29 protein-coding genes and 5 pseudogenes are annotated in these 25,893 nt (G+C 72.2%); 16 read left to right on the forward strand and 18 right to left on the reverse strand.

Annotated features, from left to right (window positions below):
• Positions 1-575, forward strand: a pseudogene (locus ACH4E7_RS30520) (ATP/GTP-binding protein); the annotation flags it as partial.
• Between the two features lie 87 nt (positions 576-662).
• Positions 663-1,121: pseudogene (locus ACH4E7_RS30525) on the forward strand (TniQ family protein); the annotation flags it as partial.
• A gap of 584 nt (positions 1,122-1,705) precedes the next feature.
• On the opposite strand, the pseudogene ACH4E7_RS30530 reads toward ACH4E7_RS30525, so the two are convergent.
• Both ACH4E7_RS30530 and ACH4E7_RS30535 read right to left on the reverse strand, forming a co-directional pair.
• Positions 1,706-1,900: pseudogene (locus ACH4E7_RS30530) on the reverse strand (transposase); the annotation flags it as partial.
• A gap of 280 nt (positions 1,901-2,180) precedes the next feature.
• Positions 2,181-2,909, reverse strand: a complete 729-nt coding sequence (locus tag ACH4E7_RS30535; protein ID WP_396252369.1) for a hypothetical protein — start codon at positions 2,907-2,909, stop codon at positions 2,181-2,183.
• Positions 2,910-3,532: 623 nt separating this feature from the next.
• Between ACH4E7_RS30535 and ACH4E7_RS30540 the strand changes: the two genes are divergently transcribed.
• Together ACH4E7_RS30540 and ACH4E7_RS30545 are read left to right on the forward strand one after the other, a co-directional pair.
• On the forward strand, positions 3,533-3,682 hold the full coding sequence (locus tag ACH4E7_RS30540) for a hypothetical protein (protein WP_396252370.1): 150 nt from the start codon (positions 3,533-3,535) through the stop codon (positions 3,680-3,682).
• A gap of 54 nt (positions 3,683-3,736) precedes the next feature.
• A pseudogene (locus tag ACH4E7_RS30545) lies at positions 3,737-3,865 on the forward strand (IS701 family transposase); the annotation flags it as partial.
• A 487-nt stretch (positions 3,866-4,352) separates the two neighbouring features.
• Here the strand turns inward: ACH4E7_RS30545 and ACH4E7_RS30550 are convergent.
• From ACH4E7_RS30550 to ACH4E7_RS30575, 6 genes are all read right to left on the reverse strand, one after another.
• Positions 4,353-5,744, reverse strand: a complete 1,392-nt coding sequence (locus ACH4E7_RS30550; RefSeq protein WP_396252371.1) for an amidase — start codon at positions 5,742-5,744, stop codon at positions 4,353-4,355.
• A complete protein-coding gene (locus ACH4E7_RS30555; protein ID WP_396252372.1) occupies positions 5,731-5,940 on the reverse strand; it encodes a hypothetical protein in 210 nt (69 codons plus the stop codon). Before ACH4E7_RS30555 ends, ACH4E7_RS30550 begins: the two co-directional genes overlap by 14 nt.
• Positions 5,941-6,009: 69 nt before the next feature.
• On the reverse strand, positions 6,010-6,594 hold the full coding sequence (locus ACH4E7_RS30560) for an MFS transporter (protein ID WP_396252373.1): 585 nt from the start codon (positions 6,592-6,594) through the stop codon (positions 6,010-6,012).
• A gap of 83 nt (positions 6,595-6,677) precedes the next feature.
• Positions 6,678-7,037 carry a TetR-like C-terminal domain-containing protein gene (locus ACH4E7_RS30565; protein WP_396252374.1) on the reverse strand — a complete coding sequence of 120 codons (360 nt, stop codon included), beginning with the start codon at positions 7,035-7,037 and terminating at the stop codon, positions 6,678-6,680.
• 69 nt (positions 7,038-7,106) lie between these two features.
• Positions 7,107-7,280: a hypothetical protein gene (locus ACH4E7_RS30570; RefSeq protein ID WP_396252375.1), complete on the reverse strand. Its 174-nt coding sequence runs from the start codon at positions 7,278-7,280 to the stop codon at positions 7,107-7,109.
• A 212-nt stretch (positions 7,281-7,492) separates the two neighbouring features.
• The gene (locus ACH4E7_RS30575) at positions 7,493-7,915 is read right to left on the reverse strand and encodes a hypothetical protein (protein ID WP_396252376.1); all 423 of its coding nucleotides are present in this window, start codon (positions 7,913-7,915) and stop codon (positions 7,493-7,495) included.
• A 341-nt stretch (positions 7,916-8,256) separates the two neighbouring features.
• Between ACH4E7_RS30575 and ACH4E7_RS30580 the strand changes: the two genes are divergently transcribed.
• A complete protein-coding gene (locus ACH4E7_RS30580; protein ID WP_396252377.1) occupies positions 8,257-8,622 on the forward strand; it encodes a hypothetical protein in 366 nt (121 codons plus the stop codon).
• A 665-nt stretch (positions 8,623-9,287) separates the two neighbouring features.
• On the opposite strand, the gene ACH4E7_RS30585 is transcribed toward ACH4E7_RS30580, so the two are convergent.
• Complete coding sequence (locus ACH4E7_RS30585; RefSeq protein WP_396252493.1) at positions 9,288-10,190, reverse strand: LysR family transcriptional regulator; 903 nt, start codon at positions 10,188-10,190, stop codon at positions 9,288-9,290.
• A gap of 158 nt (positions 10,191-10,348) precedes the next feature.
• On the opposite strand from ACH4E7_RS30585, the gene ACH4E7_RS30590 reads away from it, so the two are divergent.
• Positions 10,349-10,642: a DUF1330 domain-containing protein gene (locus tag ACH4E7_RS30590; RefSeq protein WP_351248590.1), complete on the forward strand. Its 294-nt coding sequence runs from the start codon at positions 10,349-10,351 to the stop codon at positions 10,640-10,642.
• A 924-nt stretch (positions 10,643-11,566) separates the two neighbouring features.
• Here ACH4E7_RS30590 and ACH4E7_RS30595 read toward each other — a convergent pair.
• The 3 genes from ACH4E7_RS30595 to ACH4E7_RS30605 are packed head-to-tail and all read right to left on the reverse strand — an operon-like array spanning position 11,567 to position 13,319.
• A complete protein-coding gene (locus tag ACH4E7_RS30595) occupies positions 11,567-12,559 on the reverse strand; it encodes a hypothetical protein (protein ID WP_396252378.1) in 993 nt (330 codons plus the stop codon).
• Positions 12,556-12,780: a DUF6059 family protein gene (locus ACH4E7_RS30600; RefSeq protein ID WP_396252379.1), complete on the reverse strand. Its 225-nt coding sequence runs from the start codon at positions 12,778-12,780 to the stop codon at positions 12,556-12,558. Before ACH4E7_RS30600 ends, ACH4E7_RS30595 begins: the two co-directional genes overlap by 4 nt.
• Positions 12,780-13,319, reverse strand: coding sequence for a carboxymuconolactone decarboxylase family protein (locus ACH4E7_RS30605; protein WP_396252380.1), 540 nt, complete (start codon positions 13,317-13,319; stop codon positions 12,780-12,782). The genes ACH4E7_RS30600 and ACH4E7_RS30605 overlap by 1 nt, the downstream gene beginning before the upstream one ends.
• Before the next feature lie 348 nt (positions 13,320-13,667).
• Here ACH4E7_RS30605 and ACH4E7_RS30610 point away from each other — a divergent pair, with 348 nt between their 5' ends.
• Positions 13,668-13,964, forward strand: coding sequence for a DUF4287 domain-containing protein (locus ACH4E7_RS30610; protein ID WP_396252381.1), 297 nt, complete (start codon positions 13,668-13,670; stop codon positions 13,962-13,964).
• Between the two features lie 154 nt (positions 13,965-14,118).
• Here ACH4E7_RS30610 and ACH4E7_RS30615 read toward each other — a convergent pair whose 3' ends face one another.
• The gene (locus ACH4E7_RS30615; RefSeq protein ID WP_396252382.1) at positions 14,119-15,423 is read right to left on the reverse strand and encodes an MFS transporter; all 1,305 of its coding nucleotides are present in this window, start codon (positions 15,421-15,423) and stop codon (positions 14,119-14,121) included.
• Positions 15,424-15,439: 16 nt separating this feature from the next.
• A complete protein-coding gene (locus ACH4E7_RS30620) occupies positions 15,440-15,979 on the reverse strand; it encodes a carboxymuconolactone decarboxylase family protein (RefSeq protein WP_396252383.1) in 540 nt (179 codons plus the stop codon).
• Positions 15,980-16,668: 689 nt separating this feature from the next.
• Between ACH4E7_RS30620 and ACH4E7_RS30625 the strand changes: the two genes are divergently transcribed.
• Both ACH4E7_RS30625 and ACH4E7_RS30630 read left to right on the forward strand, forming a co-directional pair.
• The gene (locus tag ACH4E7_RS30625; RefSeq protein ID WP_396252384.1) at positions 16,669-17,211 is read left to right on the forward strand and encodes a carboxymuconolactone decarboxylase family protein; all 543 of its coding nucleotides are present in this window, start codon (positions 16,669-16,671) and stop codon (positions 17,209-17,211) included.
• A 44-nt stretch (positions 17,212-17,255) separates the two neighbouring features.
• A complete protein-coding gene (locus ACH4E7_RS30630; protein WP_396252385.1) occupies positions 17,256-18,155 on the forward strand; it encodes an oxidoreductase in 900 nt (299 codons plus the stop codon).
• 65 nt (positions 18,156-18,220) lie between these two features.
• Here ACH4E7_RS30630 and ACH4E7_RS30635 read toward each other — a convergent pair whose 3' ends face one another.
• The 3 genes and pseudogenes from ACH4E7_RS30635 to ACH4E7_RS30645 form a co-directional block, all read right to left on the reverse strand.
• Positions 18,221-18,589, reverse strand: a complete 369-nt coding sequence (locus tag ACH4E7_RS30635) for a hypothetical protein (RefSeq protein ID WP_396252386.1) — start codon at positions 18,587-18,589, stop codon at positions 18,221-18,223.
• A gap of 32 nt (positions 18,590-18,621) precedes the next feature.
• Positions 18,622-18,939: pseudogene (locus ACH4E7_RS30640) on the reverse strand (methionine adenosyltransferase domain-containing protein); the annotation flags it as partial.
• A 54-nt stretch (positions 18,940-18,993) separates the two neighbouring features.
• Positions 18,994-19,227: a 4-oxalocrotonate tautomerase family protein gene (locus ACH4E7_RS30645; protein WP_396252387.1), complete on the reverse strand. Its 234-nt coding sequence runs from the start codon at positions 19,225-19,227 to the stop codon at positions 18,994-18,996.
• A gap of 298 nt (positions 19,228-19,525) precedes the next feature.
• Here ACH4E7_RS30645 and ACH4E7_RS30650 point away from each other — a divergent pair, with 298 nt between their 5' ends.
• From ACH4E7_RS30650 to ACH4E7_RS30680, 7 genes are all read left to right on the forward strand, one after another.
• A complete protein-coding gene (locus ACH4E7_RS30650; RefSeq protein WP_396252388.1) occupies positions 19,526-19,861 on the forward strand; it encodes a TauD/TfdA dioxygenase family protein in 336 nt (111 codons plus the stop codon).
• A complete protein-coding gene (locus tag ACH4E7_RS30655; RefSeq protein ID WP_396252390.1) occupies positions 19,858-20,445 on the forward strand; it encodes an NADPH-dependent FMN reductase in 588 nt (195 codons plus the stop codon). Before ACH4E7_RS30650 ends, ACH4E7_RS30655 begins: the two co-directional genes overlap by 4 nt.
• A gap of 489 nt (positions 20,446-20,934) precedes the next feature.
• Positions 20,935-21,123, forward strand: a complete 189-nt coding sequence (locus ACH4E7_RS30660) for a hypothetical protein (protein WP_396252392.1) — start codon at positions 20,935-20,937, stop codon at positions 21,121-21,123.
• A gap of 234 nt (positions 21,124-21,357) precedes the next feature.
• Positions 21,358-21,543, forward strand: a complete 186-nt coding sequence (locus tag ACH4E7_RS30665; protein ID WP_396252394.1) for a hypothetical protein — start codon at positions 21,358-21,360, stop codon at positions 21,541-21,543.
• A gap of 145 nt (positions 21,544-21,688) precedes the next feature.
• Complete coding sequence (locus ACH4E7_RS30670) at positions 21,689-22,669, forward strand: ribonucleotide-diphosphate reductase subunit beta (RefSeq protein WP_396252395.1); 981 nt, start codon at positions 21,689-21,691, stop codon at positions 22,667-22,669.
• Between the two features lie 5 nt (positions 22,670-22,674).
• Complete coding sequence (locus ACH4E7_RS30675) at positions 22,675-24,009, forward strand: MFS transporter (protein ID WP_396252397.1); 1,335 nt, start codon at positions 22,675-22,677, stop codon at positions 24,007-24,009.
• Positions 24,006-25,058, forward strand: a complete 1,053-nt coding sequence (locus tag ACH4E7_RS30680) for a hypothetical protein (protein ID WP_396252399.1) — start codon at positions 24,006-24,008, stop codon at positions 25,056-25,058. Before ACH4E7_RS30675 ends, ACH4E7_RS30680 begins: the two co-directional genes overlap by 4 nt.
• Positions 25,059-25,101: 43 nt before the next feature.
• On the opposite strand, the gene ACH4E7_RS30685 is transcribed toward ACH4E7_RS30680, so the two are convergent.
• The gene (locus ACH4E7_RS30685; RefSeq protein ID WP_396252401.1) at positions 25,102-25,893 is read right to left on the reverse strand and encodes a glycosyltransferase family 2 protein; all 792 of its coding nucleotides are present in this window, start codon (positions 25,891-25,893) and stop codon (positions 25,102-25,104) included.

Raw genomic sequence — 25,893 nt, forward strand, 5'->3', positions numbered from 1 at the left:
CCGAGCGTATGAACCAGATCCAGATCACCAACGCGGTGTGCGAGCTGCTGTGCGACCTGGGCACCCAGCTGGTGCTGGTCGACGACGTGCACCTGATGGACACGCGCAGCCGGGTCGGCGCGGAGACCTCCGACCAGCTGAAATACCTCGGCGAGCGGATTCCCGCGACGTTCGTCTACTCCGGCGTCGACGTCGAGACCTCTCCCCTGCTGAGCGGGGTTCGCGGGGCGCAGCTCGCCGGGCGGTTCAAGATCCTTCGCAGCCCGCCCCTGGCCTACGCGACCACCAGCGAGAAGGCCGTGTGGCACGACCTGTTGGATGGCATGGACCGGGCGCTGCGGCTGCGCCGGCATGTGGCGGGCACGCTGCCGCGGCACGCCGTCTACCTCCACGCCCGCACGGGCGGCAGGATCGGCAGCCTCTCCCACCTGGTCCGCGAGGCCGCGATCGCGGCGCTCTACGACGGTAGCGAGCGGGTCACCAAGAAACTCCTGGCCGAGATCGAACTCGACACCGCCGCCGAACAACGGGCACGACCTCGCCGAAGCCACCGTCCGCAGAGCACCGGTGGCTGAAGTCGGCGTGGGTGCGGCCGCTCCAGTCGCCGGGCTCCTCGCCAGGCGACCGGCCGGGCGCCGTTTCGTTTCTCCCGGGGGTGTGAAATGACACCGGATCAGGTACACGCCGCTGCGGAAGGGCGGCCGGGGGTGGTCCGCCTGGCTCCGTTACCCGGTGAGACCACGTTGTCGTACCTCGGCCGGGTGGCGGAGCGCTACCACCTGGATGTCAGAGATCTTCTGCCGCCGCTGGTCAGCCGCGGTGAGCGCCACACGCTCTTCAAGGACTACCGGCCGGACGGCGAGGTGTACCTGAACTCGGCGGCTCGCACCCGGGTGGCCGCGTTCTGTGGCGTGCCGCAGGAGCATCTGCGCCGTGCGTTGCCCGCGTGGGAGCAGGAGGAGCCGGCCCGCTCCGACGGGGCGGGGCCGGCGGGGCGGTTCCGTTTCGGGCAGGTCTTGCCACCCGTCGGCCCGGGCTGCCCGCGGTGCGTGGCCGCACGCACCGGCCGAACCACAACCGCCCGGGTCTACCTGGCGCCCCAGGACCGAATCTGTGTCCGCCATCGGGTGTGGTTGCTCGGCTCCCACTGGGTGGACGGTGCGCTCGTACCGGTCGCGCAGGTTGATGTGTCGGAGCAGCCGGAGCTGGTTGCCGCCTGCAAGCGTCACCTCGGATTCGTGCACCGTAACGGGCGTGCTGGGGAGATCTTCGCCCTCGCGCAGGCGATCGTGACCTCCTGGTGGGCACAGCCGTGGCCAGCGGAGGAAATCTGGCCGCGTCGAACGCAGGAGATCGCGCCTGCCGGGGCGGATAGGCAGTGGTGGCGCCTCCTGTTGCGCGAGGCGGTCACCTACCCGGAGGCCGTCGCCGTCGCAGAGGTTCTGAGCAGCGCCGAGGTGCAGCGGAAGACTTGCGAAGCCGCGAGCGGGCACCGCCCCCACAGCCTCGCCGATGCACCCGTCCTCCTGGAGGCCGCACCGGGGCCGTTGTCCGAGGCACGCGCTACGCTACGGCGGCCCCGAGAAGGCACTGGAGGCCGCCACCTCACTGTGGGATGGCGGCCTTCGGGCGTTGCTGGACGACGTTCTCGGGTGAGGCTGTCAACGGACACGCCGAGATGGCTCTGGCCGGAGTTCAGTGAAGGTCATGCTCGGGTGAGGATGCGGATCCGGAGGAGCCGGAACGAGGCCCGGCCGTACATGGCGCGCTTGAGCGTTTTGATCCGGCTCACGTTTCCTTCGATCTTGCCGGAACTCCATTCGAGGGTGAGGCCGGCGGTCACGGCGTCGAGGTCGTGGCGGAGGAAGCCGGCGAACGAGCGGACCGGGGTGGGAGCGTCCTGCTCGGCCTGGCGGCGGTGGCCGCATCCGACTACCGCTCTACCAGGGCCAGTCGATCAGGCCCATGCGGAGGTGGCCGACGAGGTCTTCGGGCTCCTGGACGAGCAGCCGATCGTCCAGGCCGTTCTCGGTGATCGCCTGGTCGCGCAGGCCAGGGGCGTCGGCGACCGCAGAGACGCCGCCGGGGCGCCCCGTCCCCCCTCGGGGGCCGGGGCGGCCTCGGGCGTCGGCACGGGCCGCCGCGGGCAGTCGACGGCAACCGCGTCGACTACCGGGAGGTCAAGCAGGCAGATGGCCGGCCGCGAACCCCTGCGGTTCCCCTGGGACTTTCCCTGCTTTCAGGCGCCGCACCGCCTCCGCCGCGAACAGCGCAGTCGGGACGGCCGCGGCTGGCACCGTCCACCACGGCAGGCCGACCCAGAACGCGAGCACCGCGGGCATGACGCAGGAGAACAGCGTCCAGAAGAAGAGCGACCGGGCGAGGGCGAACGTGGCGGGACGGCCGATGAACAGTAGTGCGCCCAAGGCGGCGGCGAGCACCGCCAGCAGCGCGACGGCTGTGCCCAGCCCGGCGATGAGTTGTGCCTCGTCGCGGGGCTCGTCGACGGAGGCCTGCGCGACGCCGGCCCGCTCCAGGCCCATCACCTGGCCGCGCCACACCGTGCCGTCCACCCGGTCGCCGGGCTTCAGGTCCTCCAGCAGCGGCCCAGGGTCGCCGAACCGCACCGTGCCGCTCCAAAACGGCGCGCCGTCCAGCGTTGCCAGGCGGTCCTTGTGCCGAAGGACTGTGCCGCTGACAGTGAACGGCACGATGCGCACGCATTCCTCAACCGCCGCGCCCGGGCTTCCGGCCGGGCAGGTCACGGCGACCGAGTACAAGCGGAACCGCTCGGCGTCGTCCGGCATCCGGACAGCGAACACATACCAGCCGACCGTGGCCGGGACGAGTGCCGCCGCGGCGAGCAGCGCGCCGCCGGTGCGGGTCCATGGTGAGGGACGGTGGGTCATGACGGTTCTCCCCCCGGTCCGGTGCGTGGCCGGAACGCCTGGGTTGCCGTCGCCGGGGCGTGCCGCCCCGCCCCCTTCCGGGGTCGGACGGCACCGGGCGGCCGGAACGCCGGACGGTGTCACAGTTCTCGGCATCTGTCCGAAGTTCGCTGAAGCCCTCTGAAGAGGGGGCCGGAGCCGGCGTGAGGAGCGGCGGGTCCGCAGCCGCGGCCGGGCCGACGGTGTGCCGGCGGATCTTGCGTCGAGCGCCACGCACACCACCCCCGGACCGGCCCGCGGACACAGCTGTCCCTTGTTCGCCGACCAGGCTTCCCGGCACTCCTTCGTGCACGGTACCGGACTCCGGCCATGCTTCGCGCGCCAGTTCGCCGGGGCACCCGAACCGACCCGGCCGACCGGTACTCCTGGTGACCGGCCGTGTGCGTAGGGCGGATTTTCCCTTCTCGCTTGGCTCATCCGGTCGAAGCTGAACGCCGGTCAGCACCTGGGGAGAGTCGGCGACTTCGAGGTCCGGGCCGCAGCCCTGCAGCCGGGCCGTCGGCACGCAAGCGCCGCTCCGCGAGGGGACGACCGAGCCGCTCCGCGCCAACATTCCCAGCCCGCGCCGCCTCACCTCGTGGATCATGCGCCCGCGCGAGACACTCACGGACCAGGAGGTGGAGAAGCTGCTCGACGTCAGGATCGCCTGCCCGGACATCGCCCGGGCCTGCGACCTGGCCAGATGCTTCCGCGGCCTGCTGGTCAACCGACGCGGCGGCACGCTGCTGGAATGAATCCGCCAGGCAGAGCAGGACGCTCCCGCCCCGGTCCGCTCGTTCGCCGGCAGCGCGAAGGGCCAGTGCGGTCTGGATGACTACCAGGTCCGCCGCCACCAGGGGTGGTACCGGCACATCACCCTCGCCATGGCCGCCCATGCCTACCTGACCGTCCTGCGGGCCCAGCACCTCGAAAAGGGGCCGGACCAGCCGATCGAGCCCCGGCACGTCCAGCACGGGCGCAGCGCGGCGTTCGCCGTGCGGGCGGCGTCCAGCCGCTCCTCGGCCTCCCGTTGCAGTCGTTCCTCGCGTCCCTGCCGGCAGGGCGGCAGCGGCCGCCGTACACCCAGGAGCTCTCCTGCTCGGGTACGCCTGCGCAGTCGACGCAGGCCAGGGAGCCCATCAGCTCCCGGCGGGCCTTGTGCCGCTCGCGCTCACGGACGGTCTGGCGCTGGTCGTAGGAGGCTCGGGCGTTCGGGTCGTCCAGCGCCTCGATCAGGGAGTGCCGTCCGGCGCGGTCGTAGCGCCACCACACCGGCCCGAGCGGGCCGTGCTCGGCAGGAGCTCCAGGGTGGTGGCGATGACCGGTGCGGCGTCGTCGTAGGCCCGGCAGCAGCCGAACCCTTTGGCGGGCACTCCCCGCCCCGGATAGCAAGACCGGCGAGAACCCGCCGCCCGGGGCGCTCGCTCAGGCGGCTGTGGCGAGTGCCCGGGCGGGCTGCGTCTGCTCGTAGGCGTGGCCGACCCGCAGGAGCGTGGGCTCGCCGAGGGGACGGCCGAGCAACTGCATGCCGATCGGCAGGCCCGCCGAGTCGTGGCCGACCGGAACGGTCAGGGCGGGCACCCCGGTGATGTTGGCGGGGGCGCAGAGGCGTACATAGGCGTCGGAGACGCCCTCGACCGTGCCGTCGGGCCAGCTGACCGTCGCCTCGTCGGCGCCGACCGCGGGCATCGGGACGCTCGGGGCGGCGATCACGTCGACCTGATCCAGCAGCCGGGCCCACTCGGCGCGCATGAGCGTGCGGGCGCGTTGCGCACGTACGTAGTCCCCGGCGCTCATCAACTCGCTTGCCTCCAGGAGGATGCGGACGTCCTCCTGGTACAGCTCGGGGACCGTGCGCAGACTGCCCTCGTGGTAGGCCCCGGCCTCCGGCACCATCAGGCCCCACTGGGTGGCCTGGATGTAGCGGGTCATCGGGATGTCGACCTCGACGAGCCGTGCGCCCAGGGCTTCCAGCTGCCCGACGGCGTGCCGGACAACGGCCTCCACCTGCGGGTGGACGTGGTCGAAGTAGTAGGTGCGCGGCAGGCCGATGCGCAGCCCCGTCAGGTCCGTGCCGGCACCGGGCCAATAATCCGTGGCGGGCACGGACAGCGAGGCGGGGTCGCGCGGATCGTGTCCGGCCAGCGCGGTCAGGACCAGGCCGGCGTCCTCGACGGTGCGGGTGAGCGGACCGACGTGGTCCAGCGACCAGGACAGGGAGGTGACGCCGTGGCGGGGGACGAGACCGTAGGTCGGTTTGAGGCCGACGACCCCGTTGAGCGCGGCGGGCACCCGGATCGACCCGCCGGTGTCGGTGCCCAGGGCGAAGGTCGCGGTGCCCGATGCGACGGCGACAGCGGAGCCGCCGCTGGATCCGCCGGCGACCCGGCCGTGGTCCCAGGCGTTGCGGGTCTGCGGGGTGGTCAGGCCGAACGCGAATTCGTGGGTGTGGGTCTTGCCGAGCAGGATGGCGCCGGCTGCGCTCAGGCGCGCGGTGACCGTGCTGTCTGCCGTCGCGCGATGGTCGGCGCGGACCCGAGAGCTGGCCGTGGTGGCCATCCCGCCGACGTCGATCAGGTCCTTGAGGCCCATCGGGATGCCGTGCAGCGGTCCCCGGTAACGGCCGTGCGCCACTTCGTGTTCGGCCTCGCTTGCCGCCCGGCGTGCCTGCTCCGCGGTGACTGTGACGTAGGCGCCGAGGTGCGGTTCCACTTTCTCGATGCGTTCGAGGACGGAGTCGACCAGTTCGACGGGGGACAGTCGCCGGGCACGTATCGCGTCCGCGGCGGCGGCAAGGGACAGCTCATACGGCCGCATCGTGCTTCTCCTCTCCGGCGCGGTAGGCGGCGGCGGGCGGGACGTCCGCGAAGTCCAGCTCGCGCAGGACCGCGACGACGCCGTGGATGTGGTTGGCAACCGCGGCGACCGCGGCGTGGCGCTCGGCGGGCAGCACAAGTCCGGCGCGGGCGGCCCAGCGGGCGGCCTCCGGTGGTGTGAGTGCGACGGTGGACATGGATGTTCTCCTTCTCGGTCGAGGTTGGAGTGGCGGAGTGACCGAGGCCGTAAAGGTCAGGGATTTGCTTTAGGTAGCTGCAGGCGCCGCAGCTGCTCGGCGGCCCGCGCGGGGCGGCCGGGCGGCACCGGCCGCGTGATCAGGCCGCGGCGGCCGGGATCTCCCTCCCCGGCTCGGCGAACAGCCGGTAGCGGCCGTTCCCCCGGGCGGACGGTGCCGGCCGTGGGCTGCGGGAAGTGGGAGCCCAGGAGCAACGCGTCGGTGTCCGCCAGGGCGTCGAGCAGCCGGCCGCAGGCCCTGCAGGATCCGGGCGGCGATCAGCGCCGGCACCCCCTGGGCGGTGGCGAAGACGGCCATCGCGACGCCTTCCGCCAGCAGCGCCCCGGCGAGGACCGGACGCCGGCCCAGGTGGTCCGAGAGCGTGCCCGCGGTCAGCAGTGCCACCAGCAGGGCGAGCGCGTAGGCACTGAACACGACGGTCAGCGTCATGGCCGAGAAGTGCCATGCGGCCTGGTAGAGCGCGTAGAGCGGGGTCGGCGCGCTGGAGGCGGCCAGCAGGCCGACCAGGACCGAGGCGTGGAGCCGGAAGGCACCGTGGCGGCTCAGCACGGGCAGGCGGCGGGGGCGGGACGGCAGGGCTGTGACGCTGGTCATGGAAGCACCTCCGAGCCTTAAGGCGAATGCTTTGCATTAAGCACTCTAGGCCCGCGCACCCCCGGAACGCAAATATTTAGCTTTTAGGTGATGGGAGGGGGTGTGGTGCGGCCGAGCGCCGCCGCCACCAGATGGCCGGCGTAGGCCGCGGACAGATCCGAGGGGCGGAACAGGATCCGGTACATCAGGGGGGCGACGACGACGTCCAGCAGGGTCTCCACGTCGGGCACGGCCTCCCCACGCCCGGCCGCACGCACCCCGATGGCCTTCAACTGCTCGGCGGCGTAGTCGGAGCACCGGACCGCGTCGCCCTGCTCGGGGTCGCCCAGCAGGGCGTCGCCTGGACGGTGCGCAGCTCCGCCACCGGGCAGCTGCCCCAGCTGCCGGCGGTGTGGGCCGAGCAGAGCCTTGCGGCCTTCTTCGTCGTCGGCGCCAACGGCCAAGGCGACAGCGTGCGCGGTGGCCAAACCCACCACGCACGCGCCTCGGGCCGCAGGACGAAGACGGCCAGCTCAGTCGGCCAGGACCGCCGAGGTGGTGATCCGCCAGCCGTCCGGCGTGCGAGCGAGGAAGTAGAACACGCGGGGGCGCTGGAACGCGGCGCCCGAGCGGTCGTAGCAGGCCCAGCTCACCTCGATGGTGACCGCCGTTCGTTCAACACGCGGACGGTCGGGTCCAGTGCCCACCGCCGCCTGGTCTCCGTCCAGGTGGCTATCAAGTTCCCGCGTCGCAAGGCCGTCAAGGTATCCGGTGGAAACCTTGACGGCCTCACCGCAGGCGCCTCTCGGGCCACCGGACACAGCCCGCTGACCTGCGGCATCAAGGCATCCGCCAAGGTATCCGCAGCGACCGGAGCAAGTCCGGGTGCCCAGCCCACAGATGCGCCTCGCAGGACCAGTCAGGGGTTCTGCAGGTAGGCGAGCTGGACAGTGCGGGCGGCCTGCTCGGGGGTGCTGTGCAGCATCGCTTCCTGGGTGGCCTGGTCGCCGATGAAGTAGCCCTCGTACACCGCCACCCACGTGCCGTCGTGGCCGAGGCCGGGCAGGCCGCGCTCGACCCAGCCGATCTGGTGGCCCTCGCCGAGGACGAGGTACACGTCCGGGTTGACGGTCCATCCGGCCAGCGACCACCAGTCACCGAACACGCGCGGGTCCAGGGCGACGGAGACGTCGGTGTCCGGCAGCCGGCGCATCATCGGGTCCGCCGGGACCGTGACCTCTGCGGGCTTCGACACGGCGGGCGCGGCCGGGGCCGGGGCCGGGGCCGGGGCCGGGGCCGGGGCCGGGGCCGGGACACTCTGCTGGACCAGACGGCGGTCCACCAACTCACGCAGCCCGCCCCCGCCTGCCGGAGCAGCGGATGCTTCTCCCCGGGGCGCAACGGGCGCCGAGGCTGGGTCCGTGGCGGCGGGCGGCGTTTCCCCTCGGGGGGTTCGGGGGCTGCCGGGCAAGCCTGCCGACCATTCGGGACCGGTGCCGCGGGCGCCGGAGTTTCTCCCCGGGGCGTAGCGGCGGGCGGTTCGGTGCCGGGTGCCGCTGCCCGGTCGTGGGGCGGGGCGGTGGGTTTCGCCTCGGTGACCATCGTGGCCGCGTTGGAGTCGGGCCGCGTTTCGCCTCGGGGTGAAACGGCGGGCTCCGGGCCGCGTGGCGGCCGGTTGGGTGGGTGCGCCAGCTCGCGGCCCGGCAGGCGGAGGAGCGGAACCGCGCGGTGCTGGGGCGGGCCGCCGACGCCATCGAGCGGGCCGCCGGCCGGGAGGTCATCCCGGGCGGCGACGGGCAGCCGGCCGAGGAGCTGGCGTATGACCTGGCCGCCGACGTCGTCACCGGCAGCCCGTACGCCCAGGCGCTCCCGGAGCTGGTGATGGGCGAGCGGATCGCGTTGGTCGCGGTCTGCGCGCTGGCCGCGGCGATGCCCCGCACGGTGCTCGGCGAGCTGGAGCGCGAGCTGCCCGCCCTGGCCGCCACGATGGACGCCGCCGTGGAGGCCGGCCTGGCCGCCTGCCCTACAGGTAACACAGCCTGTCTGTGAACCGCTCCCACCTGGGAACAGGCCACCGCAGGTAAAGGCGTCATCCCGCTCGGCTGAATCCGGCCCGCCACCCGGGCCAGGGCGGCTCACCCCGCTCACCGCCGCTCTCAACCTGCGGCGACTCCACCTCAGCCGCTCCATCATCACGGACCTGGCCCCTATCCAGGCCCTGCCCATCGAGTCCCTGGGAGTCACCCTTCACGGCGGCGACCTCGCACCGCTCGACGGCCACCGGTACCTGAGCTCCCTCGACCTCGCCACAACCGTCCCGATCGACATCACCCCACTGCGCACCGTCCCGAACCTGCGCGGCCTGGACCTCTCCCGGGCCGTCGTCCGGGACCTGACCGCGCTTGCCGAGTTCCCCGACCTGCGCTATCTGGCCCTCACCGGGAGCCAGTGGGCCGAGTGCCTCGTGGTCTCGGTGCCATCGCGCGCAGTCGGCAGCCCAGTCGGCTCGGGTCCGGTGGAGTGCTTGGTACAGCCGCTCGGCAGGTACCTCGAAGGCGCGTTCGTGCTCAGGCTTTCGGACGCCGATCCGCCGGCGTAGCGAGGTCGTGTCGGACATTCAGCAAGACCGCCGTCGTCGTCCCCGCGAAGTCCGCCGGGCGCAGGGTCTTCGGCCTCGCCACCGCGGGCGTCCGTCTCGCTTGACCTCTTGCGCGTCAGTACCGCAGCCAGTGCAGCTCGTGCGCCAGGGTTTTGGCGACGGCACGGATGCGGCGGTGTAGTGGCGACTGCTCGCGTGGGAGGACCAGGTGGAACGTCAGGCTGGGCGCGCCCCGCAGCGGTCGCCAGGTGAGACCGGCCGGTTGTGCCGTGGCCGCGGCTTCTCCGGCCGGGGCGAGGGTGACCCCGTCGCGCAGGTCGCGCTGAGACATGTCGAAAGAGACTGCGGGCGTGTGGAATCGGGGGTGTGGTCGGGTGTCTCGGAACAGTGCGGACAGCTGATCGTGGATCACGGGGTTGGTCGCACGGTCCGGGAGTCGCAGCGGATACGCGGCCGCGTCGGCGATCTCGATCTCCGGGTGTTCGGCCAGCGGATGGTGCTGCGCCAGCTGGACCCCGATGCGCGCACGCCGCAGCAGGAACCGGCGCACGCCACGGCCCGGTTGTTCACCGCGGGTGATCCCGGCATCGATGCGGCCGTCGGCGACTGCGGGGGAGATCTCCGGTGTCGCCATCGGGACCGCGCCGACCTCGAGTCCGCTGTTGCCGCGAATCAGCCTGTCCACCAGGGCCGGTGCCGTCTCGGCCCCGGTGCTGAGGCTGTATCCGATGCGCAGCGTGCCCAGTTCACCGGCCGCCGCGCTCCGGGCGGTGTCCCATGCCCGGTCCAGCGCCGCCAGCGCGGGCGGCGCGGACTCCGCCAAAGCCGCACCGGCCGTGGTCAACACGACGTTACGCGTGTTGCGGACCAGCAGGGCCGTACCGAGTTCCGCCTCCAATCGGCGCATCCGGGCGCTGAGTGCGGGCTGTGCGATACCGATCCGTGCGGCCGCGCGGGTGAAGTTCAACTCCTGCGCCAGCACCAGGAAGTACCGCAGGCTCACCGTATCCGGCGCCACGTGCTCTCCCTGCCGATTGATAACGATCCGTTCTGAGCCTATCCCGTACCGGTCTTTCCCTCGACCGCACATCAAGCCCTAACCTGCGCATGCCGGGATCGATCGATCTGAGTGTCAATTCGAAGTCAGACGTGTCCGGCCGAACACAGGAGGTTTCCATGGCCAAGGGCTACTGGGTCAGTGTCTACCCCGCCATTTCCGACCCTGAGAGGCTGACTGCCTACAACAAGCTGGCCGGTCCGGCTGTCCGGGCTGCGGGCGGGCGGACCCTGTCCCGTGACGGTCGAGTCGTCGCCCACGAGGCCGGAATCACGCAACGCGTCGTTCTGATCGAGTTCGACAGCTTTGAACAGGCCGTCGCGGCATACGAGAGCGAGGCATACCAGAAGGCGCTGGTGGCCCTCCCCGACGGCTTCGAGCGCGACTTCCGCATCATCGAAGGCATCGACTGACCGGCGGGCCCAGCTATCGCTGAGCATCCGTCACCTCAAACGCACACGGTGCTGAACGACGACTCACGAGACGAGTTCGAAGCGATGCCCCGCGCCCCAGTTCGTCGTCGACGTCCTCGACGGCCTGATCCCTGTCGGCGGCTCGCCGCCCTACCCGACGTCGAGCAACTTGCCTGACTTGCCTGACTTGCCTGACACGGCGATCAAGCTCTGACCTGCCACAACGGCGATTCACCCTAGATAAGGCTCGTGCAGGACGGTTAGCCGCGCTCGTAGTGCACGACGGCGTGGCCGAGGTGGTGTTCCACCTTCCGCAGGAAGTCGTCATCCGCGCGGAGGATGAGGGAGTCGGGCGTAAGCGGCTCCAGCTGACCGCCCACACGCTCGCCGGCCGCAGGTCCTTCAGTTTCGGGCCGGGCCAGTAGCGGCCGGCCCTGCCGTCAGCGAGCAGGAGTACCGGGGAGCCGACGATTTTGCCGTCTGCGGGCCTGCGGCCGGTCATCTCGACGATCGTCCAGCACGGCTGGGAGGACACCTTGACGAAGCGGGTGCCGTCCATACCGCGGATGTCCGCCGACTCCAGAGACTTCGCCCGGCGGATCTCCACGAAGCTCTCCCGGCCGTACATCGACGACCGCGGCCTGTGCTTCGAAGGCGACTGGGACGCCGCCCTCACCGAGGCGCTGCGCCGCATCGGCGAGCCGCCCGGACCGGTGGCGCAGCCCGCCGTCGGCCTTCCCCGCGCTGACGATCCGCCGGCCCTGGCTCGCTCTCGCCCACGACCACGGCCCCCTGCAATCCGACGTTCAGCCACCGTCCTCGCCCTGCCCGTTGCGGCACCGCAATCGCTCGCGGGTCTCGCGGGCCAGGGCGCGGGCGAGGCTGTGGGACGGCCGGGTTCCGGCCATCCCACAGCGGATCCGGTCAGCTCCAGGGCGAGGGCGGGAACCAGAGGTAGCCGACCCGGGCCAGGAGACGCACGTCCCAGTAGACGCAGGTGAAGACTCCAGCGATCAGGAACGCCACGGCCGTCAGCACGGCCGCGCGGGTCGGCTTCGCCGCGAGCCAGCGCTGGAACCGTCCGCCCGCAAGGTACGAGAAGAGCACGAACAGCACCGCCATGACGGCGATGTTGCCGACCGACTGCAGGACGAACACGCCTGCACCGTACAGCGGATCGTGGGACGTCGCCGCGTGCCGGAACAGGTCGCGGAAGAGCGGATAAGGGCGCCCCACCAGAAAACCGCCTATCAGGCTTCCGACAAGCACCAGCGGGGCGTTGGGGAAGCGTCGGGACACTGCCGCCAGCGGATCCCTGACGATCCCCGCCGCGGCGAGGCCGAGGACGATCATGACAAGCCCCACAAGGCCGAACGTCACCATCGACTGGACACTGCGGGGCGAAAGGCCTGTACCCGCCGCCGTCGCGAACTGCGGCATGTGTGTACCCGCCGCCCCGACCAGCGCACCGTAGGCCGCCGACACCGGAACCAGCCCGGCACAGATCCAGCCCAGTGGCTTGACGATCTGCAGGAATCTGGAGGGCTGTGACGAAGCCTGCCCGACGAGCGGGCCGATCGCGCTGAAGACGGCAACGTTGCACGCTGTGAAGGTTCCTGCCAGCCCCGAGACGAAGGAGAAGAGAATCCCGGCAACGACGCCCGTGATCGGGGTCCGGTGTGCGTCGTGTCCGAGGATGGCGTTCGCGGTGCCGAAGCCGATGTCGTCGTCGACGAGCGTCGGATTCCAGGCATAGGCAAGCAGGAGCCCGCCCAGGACGCCGACGAAGATGGTCGCCCAACGGCGGCGTGGGAAGTTTCCGGTGACGAACAATGAGGTCCGACGGATGCCGCAGGATGGGAGGCTCGGTGTCTCCTCGCGGGATCGGACCGGGCGTGTCTTCTGTGCAGTGGTCACGACGTCCTCCTGTGGAGGTCCAGCCGACGCCGCAAGACGGCTTCGGCAGATGTGACGGCCGCGTCGGGCACGAGCCGCTCGGGGTGTGATGCCGGGGGCCGACCGAGTCGGCGACGCTTGAACATCCTCGCTTCCGGGATGTCGGAGGGGGGAATCGTCCGCCGTGCGGATCCGGTGAGCACCAGCCCCCTCCAGATGGAGAGCAGAACCATCCTCGCCATCAGCGCGTGCTGCCGTAGCCGTGGGCGACGATCCGCCGTGCCGCCTCGGCGTAGTAGTCGCGGCTCGCCGGCAGCTCCGTGTCGAGACCGTTGACGTAGCGGTTGTACATGCAGAACGCGGCGGCGATCAGGACCGTGTCGTGTATCTCGGCGTCGTCGGCGCCCTCGGCTCGCGCGGCGGCCACCGCCTTTCCGGAAACCGGCCGCGCGGCTGCGTGAACCTCCGCCGCGATGCGCAGCAGCGCCCGCAGCCTGCCCGGGATGGGCGCGGTCTCCGGATCGCGCAGGACCGCGGCGACCAGGCTCGCGCCCCCCTCGAGCTGTGCCGCCGCGAACGCGCTGTGGCTGTCGGAGCAGAAACGCGTCTCGTTGAGTTCGGAGACGTATGCGGCGATGAGCTCGCGGTGACCGCGGGAGAGCGGGGAGGGACCACGCAACAGGACGTCGGCGAGCTGGTTGAGCGGGCCGGCGGTGTCCTGGCGTTGGGCCATCAGACCACTGATGCCCGGCAGGCTGCTGCTCAGCGTGATGTGCGGCATCGGGTGTCTCCCCGTTCAGTCGTTGGTCGGCCGACGACGACCAATCGTGTGGGGGACGCGGGACATGGACCAACTCCCAGCGTGCGAAGGTGGTCCGCTGCCGCGGCCCGGGATTCGGTCACCCTCCCGTGCAGACCGGCTTCACCACGGGGTGAGTCCACCGCCCCGTCGGCTGGGCCGGCCCGGGCGAACGTCGAACCCGCGCCCTATCCGGTCCGGCCGGCTGTCCCTTCTCGCTTCTGCGCGATCAGGAAGATGCGGGGAGGGCGTTTCTCGGACATCCTTGGCCGGGGCGGGGTGTGGTCTGTCCCCCGAACGTCCGATGGAGCAGAAGTACGGAGAGATCAGATGTCGTTTCAGGCGTATCTGGACACGATTGAGGACAAGACCGGCCTGACGCCGCGCCAGTTCATCGCGCTGGCGCAGGAGCGTGGTTTCGAGGGTCCGGGTCAGAAGGCGGGCCCGATCCTGGAGTGGCTCAAGGAGGAGTACGGTCTGGGCCGCGGTCACGGTATGGCGCTGGTGCACGTCTTCAAGAACGGCGCGAAGATCGACGGGAAGCACGTCGGGACGACCGGCAGCCACCGCGACGAGTCCGACACTCTCTGGCTCGACGGGAAGAAGACCCGCCCCTCCGCCTCCTGAGCGGAGGGAAGGGGCCGAAGGCTTCCGCGCGGTGGGCTGTCCCACCCGTATCCGCGGTGTGGGACAGCCCACTGGTGCGTTGGAGGGCTCTTGTACGGGGTCGGCCACGAGCGGTGAGGCCGGGGCCGGCCCGTGGCCTCTTCACCGTGGGCGGCTACTTCGTGAGGGTCAGGGACGAGCGGTCCAGGGCCGGGGCGGCCGGGGCGGGGGTGCGCCGGGTCAGACGGGCTGCGGGCAGGGCGAGCAGCACGGTGGCCATCAAGGCGCCGATGAACCAGCCGGGCCGGCCGTGGTCGCCGAGGTAGGTGGCCAGCGGCGGGGCGACACCGCCGAGGACGGCCGCGGTGAGCGCGTTGGGCAGGCCGAGTCCCAGGGCGCGGTTCTCCGCCGGAAAGAGCTCGGAGAGGATGCCGGGGAGGGTGGTCGTCGCGGAGACCAGGTACACGGTGCCGCTGAGATAGGTGGACAGCAGGCTGGTGAAGGTGCCCTCGATGGTGAGGAAGCTGTACGAGCCCCAGATCGCGAACAGGACGGTCGCGGCGACCAGGAAGCGCCGGGGGCCCACCTTGTCGGCGAGCAGGCCGATGGGGATGTTGATCACCATCAGGATGGTGGTGGCGCAGACGACCACCCAGAACATCTCGCCGGGGGCGGCGAGCTGCGCTCCGGTGGCGGGGATGACGGAGGTCCAGGTAGCGCCCACGGTGGCGAAGCCGGCGACGAGCAGCACGGACAGCAGCACCTGGCGCCGGTAGGTGCCGAGGACCTCGCGCAGCGAGCCGCGGGTGGCCTGGGAGCCGGCTTCGCGCTGGAAGACCTCGGTCTCGGCGAGCTGGCGGCGCAGGACCAGCAGGATGACACCGAAGAAGCCGCCGACGAGGAACGGGATGCGCCATCCCCAGGCGCCCATCGCGTCCGGGCCGAGGCCGGCGGTCAGGAAGCCGCCGAGCAGCGAGGCGGTGAAGGCACCGGCGCAGGTGGTCAGGGAGAAGAGACTGCCGTAGAGGGACTTGCGCCTCCGCGGTGCGACTTCCATGAGGTAGGCGGCCGCGGCAGGCCATTCACCGCCCGAGGAGACACCCTGGGCAACGCGGGCCAGCAGCAGGACGACGGGGGCGAGCAGACCGATCTGGTCGTAGGTCGGAGTGATGCCGATCAGGAACGATCCCGAGGTCATCAGGGTGATGGCGAGCATCAGGGCGGGGCGCCGGCCGCGCCGGTCGGCGAGGCGGCCCAGCAGGATGCCGCCGAGCGGGCGGACGAGAACACCGACGCCGAGGACGGCGAAGGCGCCGATGAGGGAGGTGACCGGGTTACTGGAAGGGAAGAACCGGGCGGCGAGCAGGGGTGCGAAGAGCCCGTAGCCCAGCCAGTCGAAGGACTCCACGAAGTTGCCGACGACCGTCGCGGCGACCGCACGGCGGTGTGCGCGCTTGGTGTCTCGAGTCGGTACACGCATGGCGATGTCGCTCCCCTCAGACCGCGCGGGCGTAGCCGTGGGAGGTGATCCGCCGGCCCGCCTCCTCGTAGTACCCGGGCTCGGTGGGCAGCGCGGTGGCCAGGCCGCTGACGTACCGGTTGTACATGCAGAAGGCGGCGGCGATGAGCACGGTGTCGTGGATGTGGCCGTCGGTGGCGCCTTCGGCGCGGGCGGCGGCGATCGTCTCGTCGGCGACCGGCGCGGCTTGGGCCTGGACCTCGGCGGCCACGTTGAGCAGGGCGCGAAGCAACGGGCTCAGCGAGGCGGAGCGGACGTCCGTCTGGACGGCTTTGACCAGGTCGGCGCCGCCGTCGAGCTGGGCGGCGGCGGCCGCGCCGTGGGTGTCGGAGCAGAACCGGGTGCGATTGAGCTCCGAGACGTAGGTGGCGATCAGCTCCCGCTCGCCGCGGGACAGCGGGGAGGGGCCGCGCAGCAGGGCGTCGGCCACCGCGTTGAGGGGGGCCGCCGACTCGGGGTGGTCGGTCATCAGGCCCCGGATGCCGGGCAGGTCGCTGGTGATCGTGATGTGCGGCACCGGGTGTGTCCTTCACTGGTGGGCGGGTCGCGGGTCGGTGCCATCGTTGGCGGGCCGCGACGGCCACGCCAACTCCTCCTGTGCGCTGTCCGGCCGGCTACGGCGGCTTGCCCGCTGACAGCCTCTGCGTGGGCGCCTGTCCCCGCACACGCGTCCGGCGCCCGTGGAGGGGTGCTTCCACGGGCGCCGGACGGGCCGGAGCGGTGCGCTCAGTTGGCGAAGAAGTCCTTCAGCTCGGCGGCGGGCACCGGCGGGTCGACGGCGATGCGCTGGTCGGGCAGCGTCTGGTGCCGCGCGTCGGGGAGCACGTCGGCGACGGCGCGGGCCGCGGTCTGCAGCCACGGCTCGACCTCGCCGGGCCGGCGGCGGCCTTGAGCGCCTGGACACCACCCGCCGAGAGGCCGAGCACCTTCGCCGAACCGCCCGCCTCGGCGATCAGGGCGGCGGGATCCTCGATCTCCCGCTCCACGGCGTACGTGTCGGCGTCGCCGCTGCCGCGACGGTCGTAGTTGTACACCGTGGAGTGGGGCGCCAGTGCTTCGGCCAGCTGCGTCATGGTGGGGTGCGCACGCTCGCTGTTCAGTGTTCGAGGAGGAGGCGACCTGCGCACGGTGGGAGTTGGAGGGGAGCGGACGGACTGCGGAGCATGAGCGGCGACACGAACCGGGCGCAGGGAAAGAGGACATACGGTGCCCCACATTCAGATCGCCAACGACCTTCCCGGCATCAGCGGGCTGATGGCGCAGCGCCCGGACACCGGGGCGGTGCTGTCGCGGCTGGCGGAGGTCCTGCTGCGCAGTGGCGACTCCCCGTTGAGCCGGGGCGAGCGGGAGCTGATCGCCGCGTACGTCTCGGCGCTCAACTGCACCGAGTTCTGCTCCGCCTCGCACGGTGCTTTCGCGGCGGCCCAGTTGGAGGGTGGCCACGACCTGGTGCGGGCGGTCATCGCCGACCCCGCGTCCGCTCCGGTCTCCCCGCTGATCCGGGCGCTGCTGGCGGTGGCGGCCGAGGTCCAGGCCGAGGCGCGGCCCGTCTCCGACGGGGCGATCGCGGCGGCGCGCGCGGCCGGTGCCGGTGACGCCGAGATCCACGACACGGTGCTCATCGCGGCCGCGTTCGCCATGTTCAACCGCTACGTGAGCGGCCTGGCCACCGAGGTCCCCTCGGATCCGGCGTTCTACGACGTCGCCGCCGCGCTCATCGTCGAGCACGGCTACGGCGCTTCCCTCTGACGTCCCCTCACCGGCCCCGGCCGGCCCGCACGGATGGTGATGACGTGATGTGGTCCACGGCAGACGTACCCGACCAACACGGCAGGACGGCACTGGTCACTGGAGGTGCGTCCGGTCTCGGCCTGGAAACGGCCCGGGTGCTCGCGGCCCGGGGCGCACACGTCGTCCTCGCCTGCAGAGACCCCGGCCGCGGCCGCGCCGCGGCCTCCCTGATCGGCGGGCGCACCGACGTGGTCCCGCTCGACCTGGCCTCGCTGGCTTCCGTGCGGGAGGCGGCCCGGCGGGTGCGGGACCGGTACGGCCGGCTGGACCTGCTGGTGAACAACGCCGGGGTGATGTTCCCGCCGTACCGCCGGACCCAGGACGGCTTCGAGCCGCACTTCGGCGTCAACCACCTGGGACACTTCGCGCTGACCGGCCTGTTGCTGGATCTCATGCGCGAGGTGCCCGGATCGCGGGTGGTGACGGTGTCGAGCCTGGCGCACCGGCTGGCGGTGCGCGGCGCCCGGCCGCAGGAGGCGCGGGCGGCGGCGGGGCACCGCTCGGTGGTGGCGTACGGCCGGTCCAAGCTCGCGAACCTGATGTTCGCCCGGGAGCTGCAGCTCCGGCTGGAGGACACGGGGGCGGCCACCGCCTCGGTGGCCGCGCATCCGGGGGTGTCCCCGACCGGGCTGTGGGAGAACGGCGCACCGGCGTGGCTGCGGCCGGTCAGCGGGGTCGCCCTGCGGTGGCTGGCGCAGGAGCCGGCCCGGGCGGCCGTTCCGCTGCTGCGGGCCGCCACCGATCCGCTCGTCGCGGGCGGCTCCTACCTCGGGCCAGCCGGTGTGGCGGAATGCGCGGGCGGGGCGGTGCCGGCGCGCTCCGCACGGGCCGCGCGTGACGGGCTCGCGCGGATCCGGCTGTGGGAGCGGTCGCAGGAACTGACCGGGGTGTCTTTCGGCTGAGGCGGTGCGACGGCCCGGGATCCGCGTGCGGCGGGTCCCGGGCCGTCGTCGTGTATCGGGTTCGGTCAGTCGAGGTCGGCGACCGCGGCGACGAGCTCGGCCGCCGCGTCCACGACCTCGGGGGCGGTCGGTTCGGTCTCGTCGAGCACCGGCACGAGGTCGGCGAGGGCGGAGGCGAACCGGCCGTGGTTCTCCTGGATCATGGTCACGGCGCCGTCCCACAGGGCGGCGCGGACCTGTCCGGCGGTGAGCTCCCCGTCCGCCTCGGTCGCGGTGAGCAGGGTCGCGGCGACGCGCCGCTCCAAAGCGGTGGGCGACCAGGCCCCGGCGCGGTAGTCGTCCAGGAGCTCCTGGACCCGGTGGCGGGAGCGCTCGGTCGCGGCGGGCTCCAGGAAGAGGGCGGTGGGGACGGACTGGACGGCGGTGACAGACACGGGAGTTCCTTACGTTGGGATGGAGCAGTCGGTCAGGAGATGTCGGCGGCGGCGCGCAGGGCGTCGACGCGGTCGGTGCGCTCCCAGGTGAAGTCCGGCAGCTCACGGCCGAAGTGGCCGTACGCGGCGGTCTGCGAGTAGATCGGGCGCAGCAGGTCCAGGTCGCGGATGATCGCGGCGGGGCGCAGGTCGAAGACCTCGGAGACGGCCTTCTGGATGGTGAGGACCGGGACGGTCTCGGTGCCGAAGGTCTCGACGAACAGGCCGACCGGCTCGGCCTTGCCGATCGCGTAGGCGACCTGTACCTCGGCGCGGGCGGCGAGGCCGGCGGCGACGATGTTCTTGGCGACGGACGAATCCGACGCAGGTCCTCAGCCGGATGTCGGGGTGCAGGTCGCGAAGGCTCACCGGGGTTTCCGGAGGGTGTGCGGGCCGCGTTCGTCGGCCAGCCGGCCGCCGGAGCCCCAGTGGCCGGGGTCGACGTCCCGGACGATGACGGTGACGGCCTCGGCGGGGCAGCCCGACACCCGTGTGACGACGTCGGTGATCCCCGCCACCAGATCACTGCGTGCGGACCGGTCGTTGCTCTCCCACCAGTTCACCTTGATCACCGGCATGTCGGTGTTCCTCTTCTCCACGGAATGACTACGGCTCTCGGGCAGCACGGGGCGATTCCATCGAGGGGAGCACGTGCGCAGTCGCGCGCCAAGAATCCGCCGCGACCTGCTGCGACTTGGACAACTTGGCGGAGTCGTCGCGCTCCCGGAACGCCTGTTGCCCCGTCAACCACCCCGTGGTTGGCTCGGCGCCGTCCTGGCCGGTCGGCCCCCGTCCGGTCGCCGACCGGCCCCTGCGGCCGGACCCGTGCCGGGCCCGAACGGGCGGCGCGGCGCGCTCCGAGACGGGCGGCACAGGACCGAACCCGGAAGGAATCTGGTGCCTACGTTTGACCTACGGAAGATCGGTGGCCGGATCGGTGCCGAGGTCACCGGAGTCGACCTTTCCGGCACGTTTTCCGACGCTGTCTTCGGACAGCCGAACGAGGCGTTCCCGGAGCACGAGGTCCTCTTCCTCCGGGACCAGGACGTCACCGACGACCACCAGCGCGCCGACCACCGGCACACCGACATCAGCGTCACCACCTCGCCCTCACCGGGCACGACACTGCGCAGTGTGGTCCTTCCGCCCTACGGCGGGGACACCGTGATCGCCAACGCGACCGCCGGGTACCGGGACCTGCCCGCCGAACTGCGAAGGGTGCCGAAACCATGAGGACCCCGCACATAGTCCTGGTCAGCGGCTCGCTCCGGAGCGCATCGACATCGGACCGCGTGGCCGGGTGGTGTGCCCGCCGCTTCGCCGAACAGGGCGCGACCACACGCGTCTTCACGGGCGCGGCGATCGACTTCCCCGCCTACCGCCCGGGCCTCGGGGCGACACACGAGGCAGCGGCGGACTACCTGGGCGAGCTGCGCCGGGCGGACGGTGTCGTCCTGGTGTCTCCGACGTACCACGCCACCGTCTCCGGTCTGCTGAAGAACGCCCTCGACCTCGTCAACGACATCGACGGACCACTCCCCTACTTGGAGGGCCGCGCCATCGGAACCGTCGCGATCGGCTCGGGCGCCCAGGGCGCGGTCTCGACCCTGACCACGCTGCGCACCATCGGTCACGCGCTGCGCGGCTGGCCGACGCCGGTGGGGGTCGCGCTGGCCGGGGTCCCGGCCGAGCCGGCCGCAGGCGAACCGCTCTCGTCCGAGGGCGAGCGGCTGGCGCAGATGGTGTCCCAGGTGATGTGGCTGGCCCGCGCCCGGGTGGCAGCCGCGCGGCCCTCCCTGGTCGGCAAGGCCGCCTGAGCGAAGCCCCGTCACGGGTCCGTCAGCGAACAGCACTCCGAGATCGAAAGGCAGTACCCGCATGTCCCGGTCCACCGAGTGACTCCACGCCGAACCTCCTGGGCCCCGTACGGCGCGACGCCGACATCCGCTCGGGCCTGTCCCCGGACAGCCCGGTCGTCCCGCTGCTGCCGGACCCGGCCACCGGGCACGAGGCCGAGGGCCGGTCGTTCGGCGACGAGGTCGTCGAGGGGGAGCACCGGGACGGTGTGATCACCAGCTCCGTGTGGTTCCGGCTGGTCGGCGGCGGCTGGTCGAGCGCCGTCGACGCCGAGCCGGAGACGGTGGCCACGGTGCCGGCCGGGGTCGGCGAAGGCTGCTGACAGAAGAGCAGTCCAGAAGATGCGCGGCCCCCACCTCCGCTGACACGATCCGTGACGACCGGGGGAACCTCCGGCCCTGCGAAATCCGAGCGGGCTCCGGCCCGCCGAACCGAGAAAGGGTGCGGAAATGGCTACTGCACTGAGCGTGGAGATCCAGCAGCGCATCATCGAGGAGACCGGCAACGCCGCTCCGAGCACCGACGACGCCGTGGCCTTCGAGACCTGGCTGGAGGGCGTCAAGGAGTCCAACCACGGCCTCTTCGTCGGCATCGCCGGCGAGATCGAGCAGGCCATGGGCAACAAGATCATGAACTGAACGTCATGTGAGGTCGACTCACACCTGTGTCCGGCTGGTCGAGCGCCGTCGACTTCGAGCCGGAGGCGGTGGCCACGGTGCCGGCCGGGGTCGGCGAAGGCTGCCGACAGAAGAGCAGTCCAGAAGATGCGCGGCCCCCACCTCCGCTGACACGATCCGTGACGACCGGGGGAACCTCCGGCCCTGCGAAATCCGAGCGGGCTCCGGCCCGCCGAACCGAGAAAGGGTGCGGAAATGGCTACTGCACTGAGCGTGGAGATCCAGCAGCGCATCATCGAGGAGACCGGCAACGCCGCTCCGAGCACCGACGACGCCGTGGCCTTCGAGACCTGGCTGGAGGGCGTCAAGGAGTCCAACCACGGCCTCTTCGTCGGCATCGCCGGCGAGATCGAGCAGGCCATGGGCATGAAGAACATGTGAGGTCGACTCACATCGATCCGGCCGGCCGGTCCCACGGGGTGTTCCTCCGTGGACCGGCCGACGGTCTTCCCCGGCAGGACGCGAACGGGGACACGCGGGGGACGCGCCCCGCGGCACGCAGGGAACGAGGGGGAGGGACCGGGCGATGCGCTGGACCACGCTGCTGTTCGACGAGGCGGACCTGGACGAGCTCGCGCTGCTGGACGCGGACGCGCTGCTGCGCGGCGCCGGTGACACGCTGGAGCGGCGCTTCACCCCCCGTGACCTCTACCGGCGTTGGGAACGCCAGCAGTGGCTGGCCTCCGACATCGACCTCGAGCGGGACCGCCGGCACTGGGACGGCCTGCTGAGCCCGGCCACCCGCCGCGGCCTCGAATACTTCCTCAAGAGCTTCCTGGTCGGGGAGTACACCGGACTCGACCTGATGAGCCCCATCCTCGCCGCCTGCCCCGACGAGGAGTACCTCGTCTACCTCGGGACGCAGGCCGCCGACGAGTCGCGGCACACGGTGTTCGTCAGCCGGGCCGCGGAGGAACTCCTCGGCCTGACCGGCTCCCTGCGGGGGCAGCTCATCGAGTCGTGGTCGGCTCTGAGCCCCGCGCACCGGGCCGTGCACGCCCTGGAGAACGCGGTACTGCGCGACCTCGCCCGCGCCCCGCACGACTACGCGCAGTGGCTGCGCGCCGTCACCTTCTTCCACCTCGTCACCGAGGGCGTCCTCGCCCTGCACGGCCAGCGGGGCCTGGTCCGCAGCCTGCAGCACATCCCCCTGCTGCCCGGCCTGCGCGCGGGCTTCACCGCCATGACCCGTGACGAGTCACGGCACGTCAGCTTCGGCCTGCACGCCCTGCGCCGCGGTGCCCGCGAGGGCTACTCCGAGGCGATCAACGACATGATCGAAACCGGCATGCCGCTGGCGGCCGTCGTCGGTGTCGGGGGCGCCACCGCTCCCGGGCAGGCCGCGGCGGCCGCCCGCTCGGCGAACGACCTGCTGGCCACCATCGCCGTACGCCTGCGCCAGCTCGAACTCCCGCAGGACTTCGCCGAGCACGTGCTCGGCCGGTGCAGGGCGGCCCAGGAGGCCGCCCTGCGCCCGTCCGCAGCGGCCACCGCCCAGAACAGGTAGGGAACATGGCAGACCAGACCGACGAGAACACGGCGGCTCCCCCGGCGGCGGGCGGCAACTTCGCGCGCCTGCTGCGCAATCCCGGCGCCCTGCGCCTGGTCGGCTCGCTCTTCGTGCTGGAGCTGGGCTCCGCGATGACGACGGTGGGCCTGCCGCTGCTGGTGATGCAGCGGTACGGCCTCGGCCTGGAGGTCGGCTTCACCCTCGCGGCCCGGTTCCTGCCGAACATCCTGCTGGGCGCGCTCGCCGGCCAGATCGTCGACCGCCACGACCCGCGCCGCGTGGCGATGCTCGCCGCGCTGGGCAGCGGCCTGGTGGTGGCGCTGTTCCCGCTCACCACCGCGATGTGGCAGATCCAGCTGCTGGCCCTGGCGATCGGCGTCGGCTACATGTTCAGCTTCCCCGCGACGATGGCCCTGCGCCCCCAGGTGATCCCCGAGGGCAGCGAGCTGGAGGGCAACGGCCTGATCGTGACGGCCGAGCGGATCCCGAAGCTCATCGGCCCGGCCCTGGCCGGGCCGATCGCCGCGGGCCTCGGCGTCGGCTGGCTATTCTGCGCCGAGGCGGCCACCGCCCTCGTCGCGGCCGCGCTCCTGCTGCGCCTGCCGCTGGCCGCGCCGCGCTCCGCCGCGGCCCCGGCGCCCGCACCCCGCCGGGACGGGTCGGCCGTGCTGCGCGGGCTCACCGCCTGGGCCCGCGCCGTGGCGGGCGGCGCCCGCGAGCTGGTCCGCATGGTCAACAACGACGGCCGGCTGTCCTCGCTGACCCTGACCGCCTTCACGTACATGGTCGCGCTGGGCCTGGGCCGCACCTTCCTCGCGGCCTACTCGCTGGACCACTTCGAGGGCGTCCCCGGCATGCTCGGCTACCTGCTCGCCGCGATGGGGCTCGGCGGCGCCTGCGGCGCGCTGCTGACGGCCCGGCTGCGCCGCTGGAACCAGGGCTGGGTCTACATCCTCGGCAACGCCCTCGAAGGCGTCTGCTGGATCGCGCTGCTGTGGACCGGCGACTGGAGCGTCGCCCTCGTCCTGCTCTTCCTGTCCGGCGTGTTCGAGTCCATCGCCTCGGTGGTGTACTTCGCCGAGGTGCAGAAGCGGCTCCCGGCCGAGCTCACCGGCAGGTACTACGCCACGCTCGTCCCGATGTCCGACGTCTTCCTCGTCGCGGGCACGGTGGCCGGCGGTGCGCTCGTCGCCACCGCCGGAATCGCCTGGTCCGCCACCCTGGTCGGCCTCGCGATGGCGGTGCCGGTGCTGCTGCTCGTCACCCGCCTGGTCCCCGAGAAGCGGCCGGCCCGGGCCGACGCGCCCGCTGCGGCCGCGTCGGGCGCGCTGTCGTGACGGCGCCCGCCGCTCCGGCCGTCCCCGCGGCCCCGTTCCCGTACCTCGGCAGGGAGCTCGACGCCGTCGAGGGCATCGCCTACCACCGCGTCTCCTGCTGGCTGCACTGCCTGCGCGACTGCCTGTACGCGTCGGGATTGCGCGACACGGCCCGGGCCCTGGCCCAGCCGTTGAACTTCGCCGTCGAACGCACGCCGGAGGGCGAACTGCTGACCCTCTACGGCGGCCTGGACACCGACTACCACGCCCCGCGCTTCCAGCGGGGCGTGACGGTCCGCTGGGAGACCTCGCCGGACGACCCGGAGCGCCCCGACGCGGCGCTGGACCTCGTACGCCGCGAACTCGCCCGCGGCCACGCCGTGCCGGTCTCCCCGGACCTGTCGGGGATGCGCCACTCCGAGTACTACCGCGTCCCGTTCTTCGGCTACCCGCACACCTTCCTCGTGCACCGGCTGGACCCCGGCACCGCCCACGTCGCCGACCGCAACACCCGCAAGGCCGCAGCCTTCGAGGACAACCGAGGCACGGTCCCCCTCGAGGAACTGCGCCGGGGCATGGCCGGCGCCCCCGTCCTGGTCTGGGACGTGGCGAAGCCGCGGGCCGACTGGGAGAGCGAGCTCGGCCTGCTGATCGACCGGTCCGTACGGCAGATGACCGAACCGGACCTGCCGCAGGCCGGGCTCGCCGGACTGCTGGCGCTGCCCGAGGTGATCGAGGAACTGGCCGGTCGCCCCGGGCGCCGCAGGCTGCTCCAGATGCGGGTGTCGGGCCCGCTGCAGCGCCAGGTCTCCGGTGACCGGCACCTGCTCGCGCGGGTGCTCGCCGGGGACGGGCTGCTGCGCTCGCGCGGCCCGCGGACGGCGGCGCTGGCCGCCGACACGGCCGACCTGCTCCAGCGCTCCTCCGACGCGGTCCTCGACCTCGCCCGCGCCGTCTTCCTGCTCAGCGGTTCGTGGACCGCCGAGGCCCTGGACCTGTGCCGACGGCGGGTCCGTGAGCTGCACGCCGCCGACACCCGCGCGGTGGAGGGCCTGGCCGGCCTCCGCTGAGGGGGCGGCCGGGCCCCCGGACGGGGCCCGGCCGGCGCGGCGGTCAGACGAGGGCCGCCGCGTTGGAGAATCCGCCCATGTAGTAGTCGACCGTGGCCCGCCCGGTGCACACGGACCGGACCCCGTGCTCCAGCAGCCGCCGGCACAGCGCCATGTCCTCGGTGGTCTCCAGGATCCGCTCCCACAGCGTGAAGTCCGTGGGGAACGGGATCCTGGCGTGGGTCTCCCGGCGCAGCATCAGCTCGTTGGTGTCGACCCGGGCCAGCACCGTGCCGTCCACGACGCGCATCGCGTCGCGCACCACGTCCGAGCCCGGTACGAAGACGCCCTGCCGGCGCAGCGACTCGTACGAGGCCGTCCGCCGCTCGGCGACCGGGTGCCAGGGGTCCTCGCCGTCCGGCACGAAGCCCGCGCCGTCCGCGGTGCGCAGCCGGCGCCAGCTGTACGCGACCTCCGCGGCGGGGTCGGCCTCCAGGGCGTCGACCAGGCTGCGCAGGTGGCCCGGGTGGTAGGCGTTGTCGTCGTCGAGGTGGGCGACGTACGCGCCGCGCGCCCGGGCGATGCCGAGATTGCGCAGGTAGGCCAGCCGGGCCGCGAGGTAGCCGGGGATGTCCGGGTGGTCCTCGGGCGCCGCGTGCACGAACTCGGCGTGCGGGAACCGCTCGGCGAGTTCCCGCCGGTTGGCCTCCTGGCGCAGGAACGGGCAGTCGTCCGCGACGACGACGTGCTGCACGCGCACCCCCTCGGAGCGGGCCACGGAGGTCAGCGCCCGTTCGACGAGGGTCTCGGGGCGGCCCTTGGTCAGGGTGACGACGGTTACCAGGGGGAGGGTCAT

Origin of the sequence: Kitasatospora sp. NPDC018058 (genome assembly GCF_044327205.1) — a bacterium.
In the GTDB taxonomy this organism is placed as follows: Bacteria; Actinomycetota; Actinomycetes; order Streptomycetales; family Streptomycetaceae; genus Kitasatospora.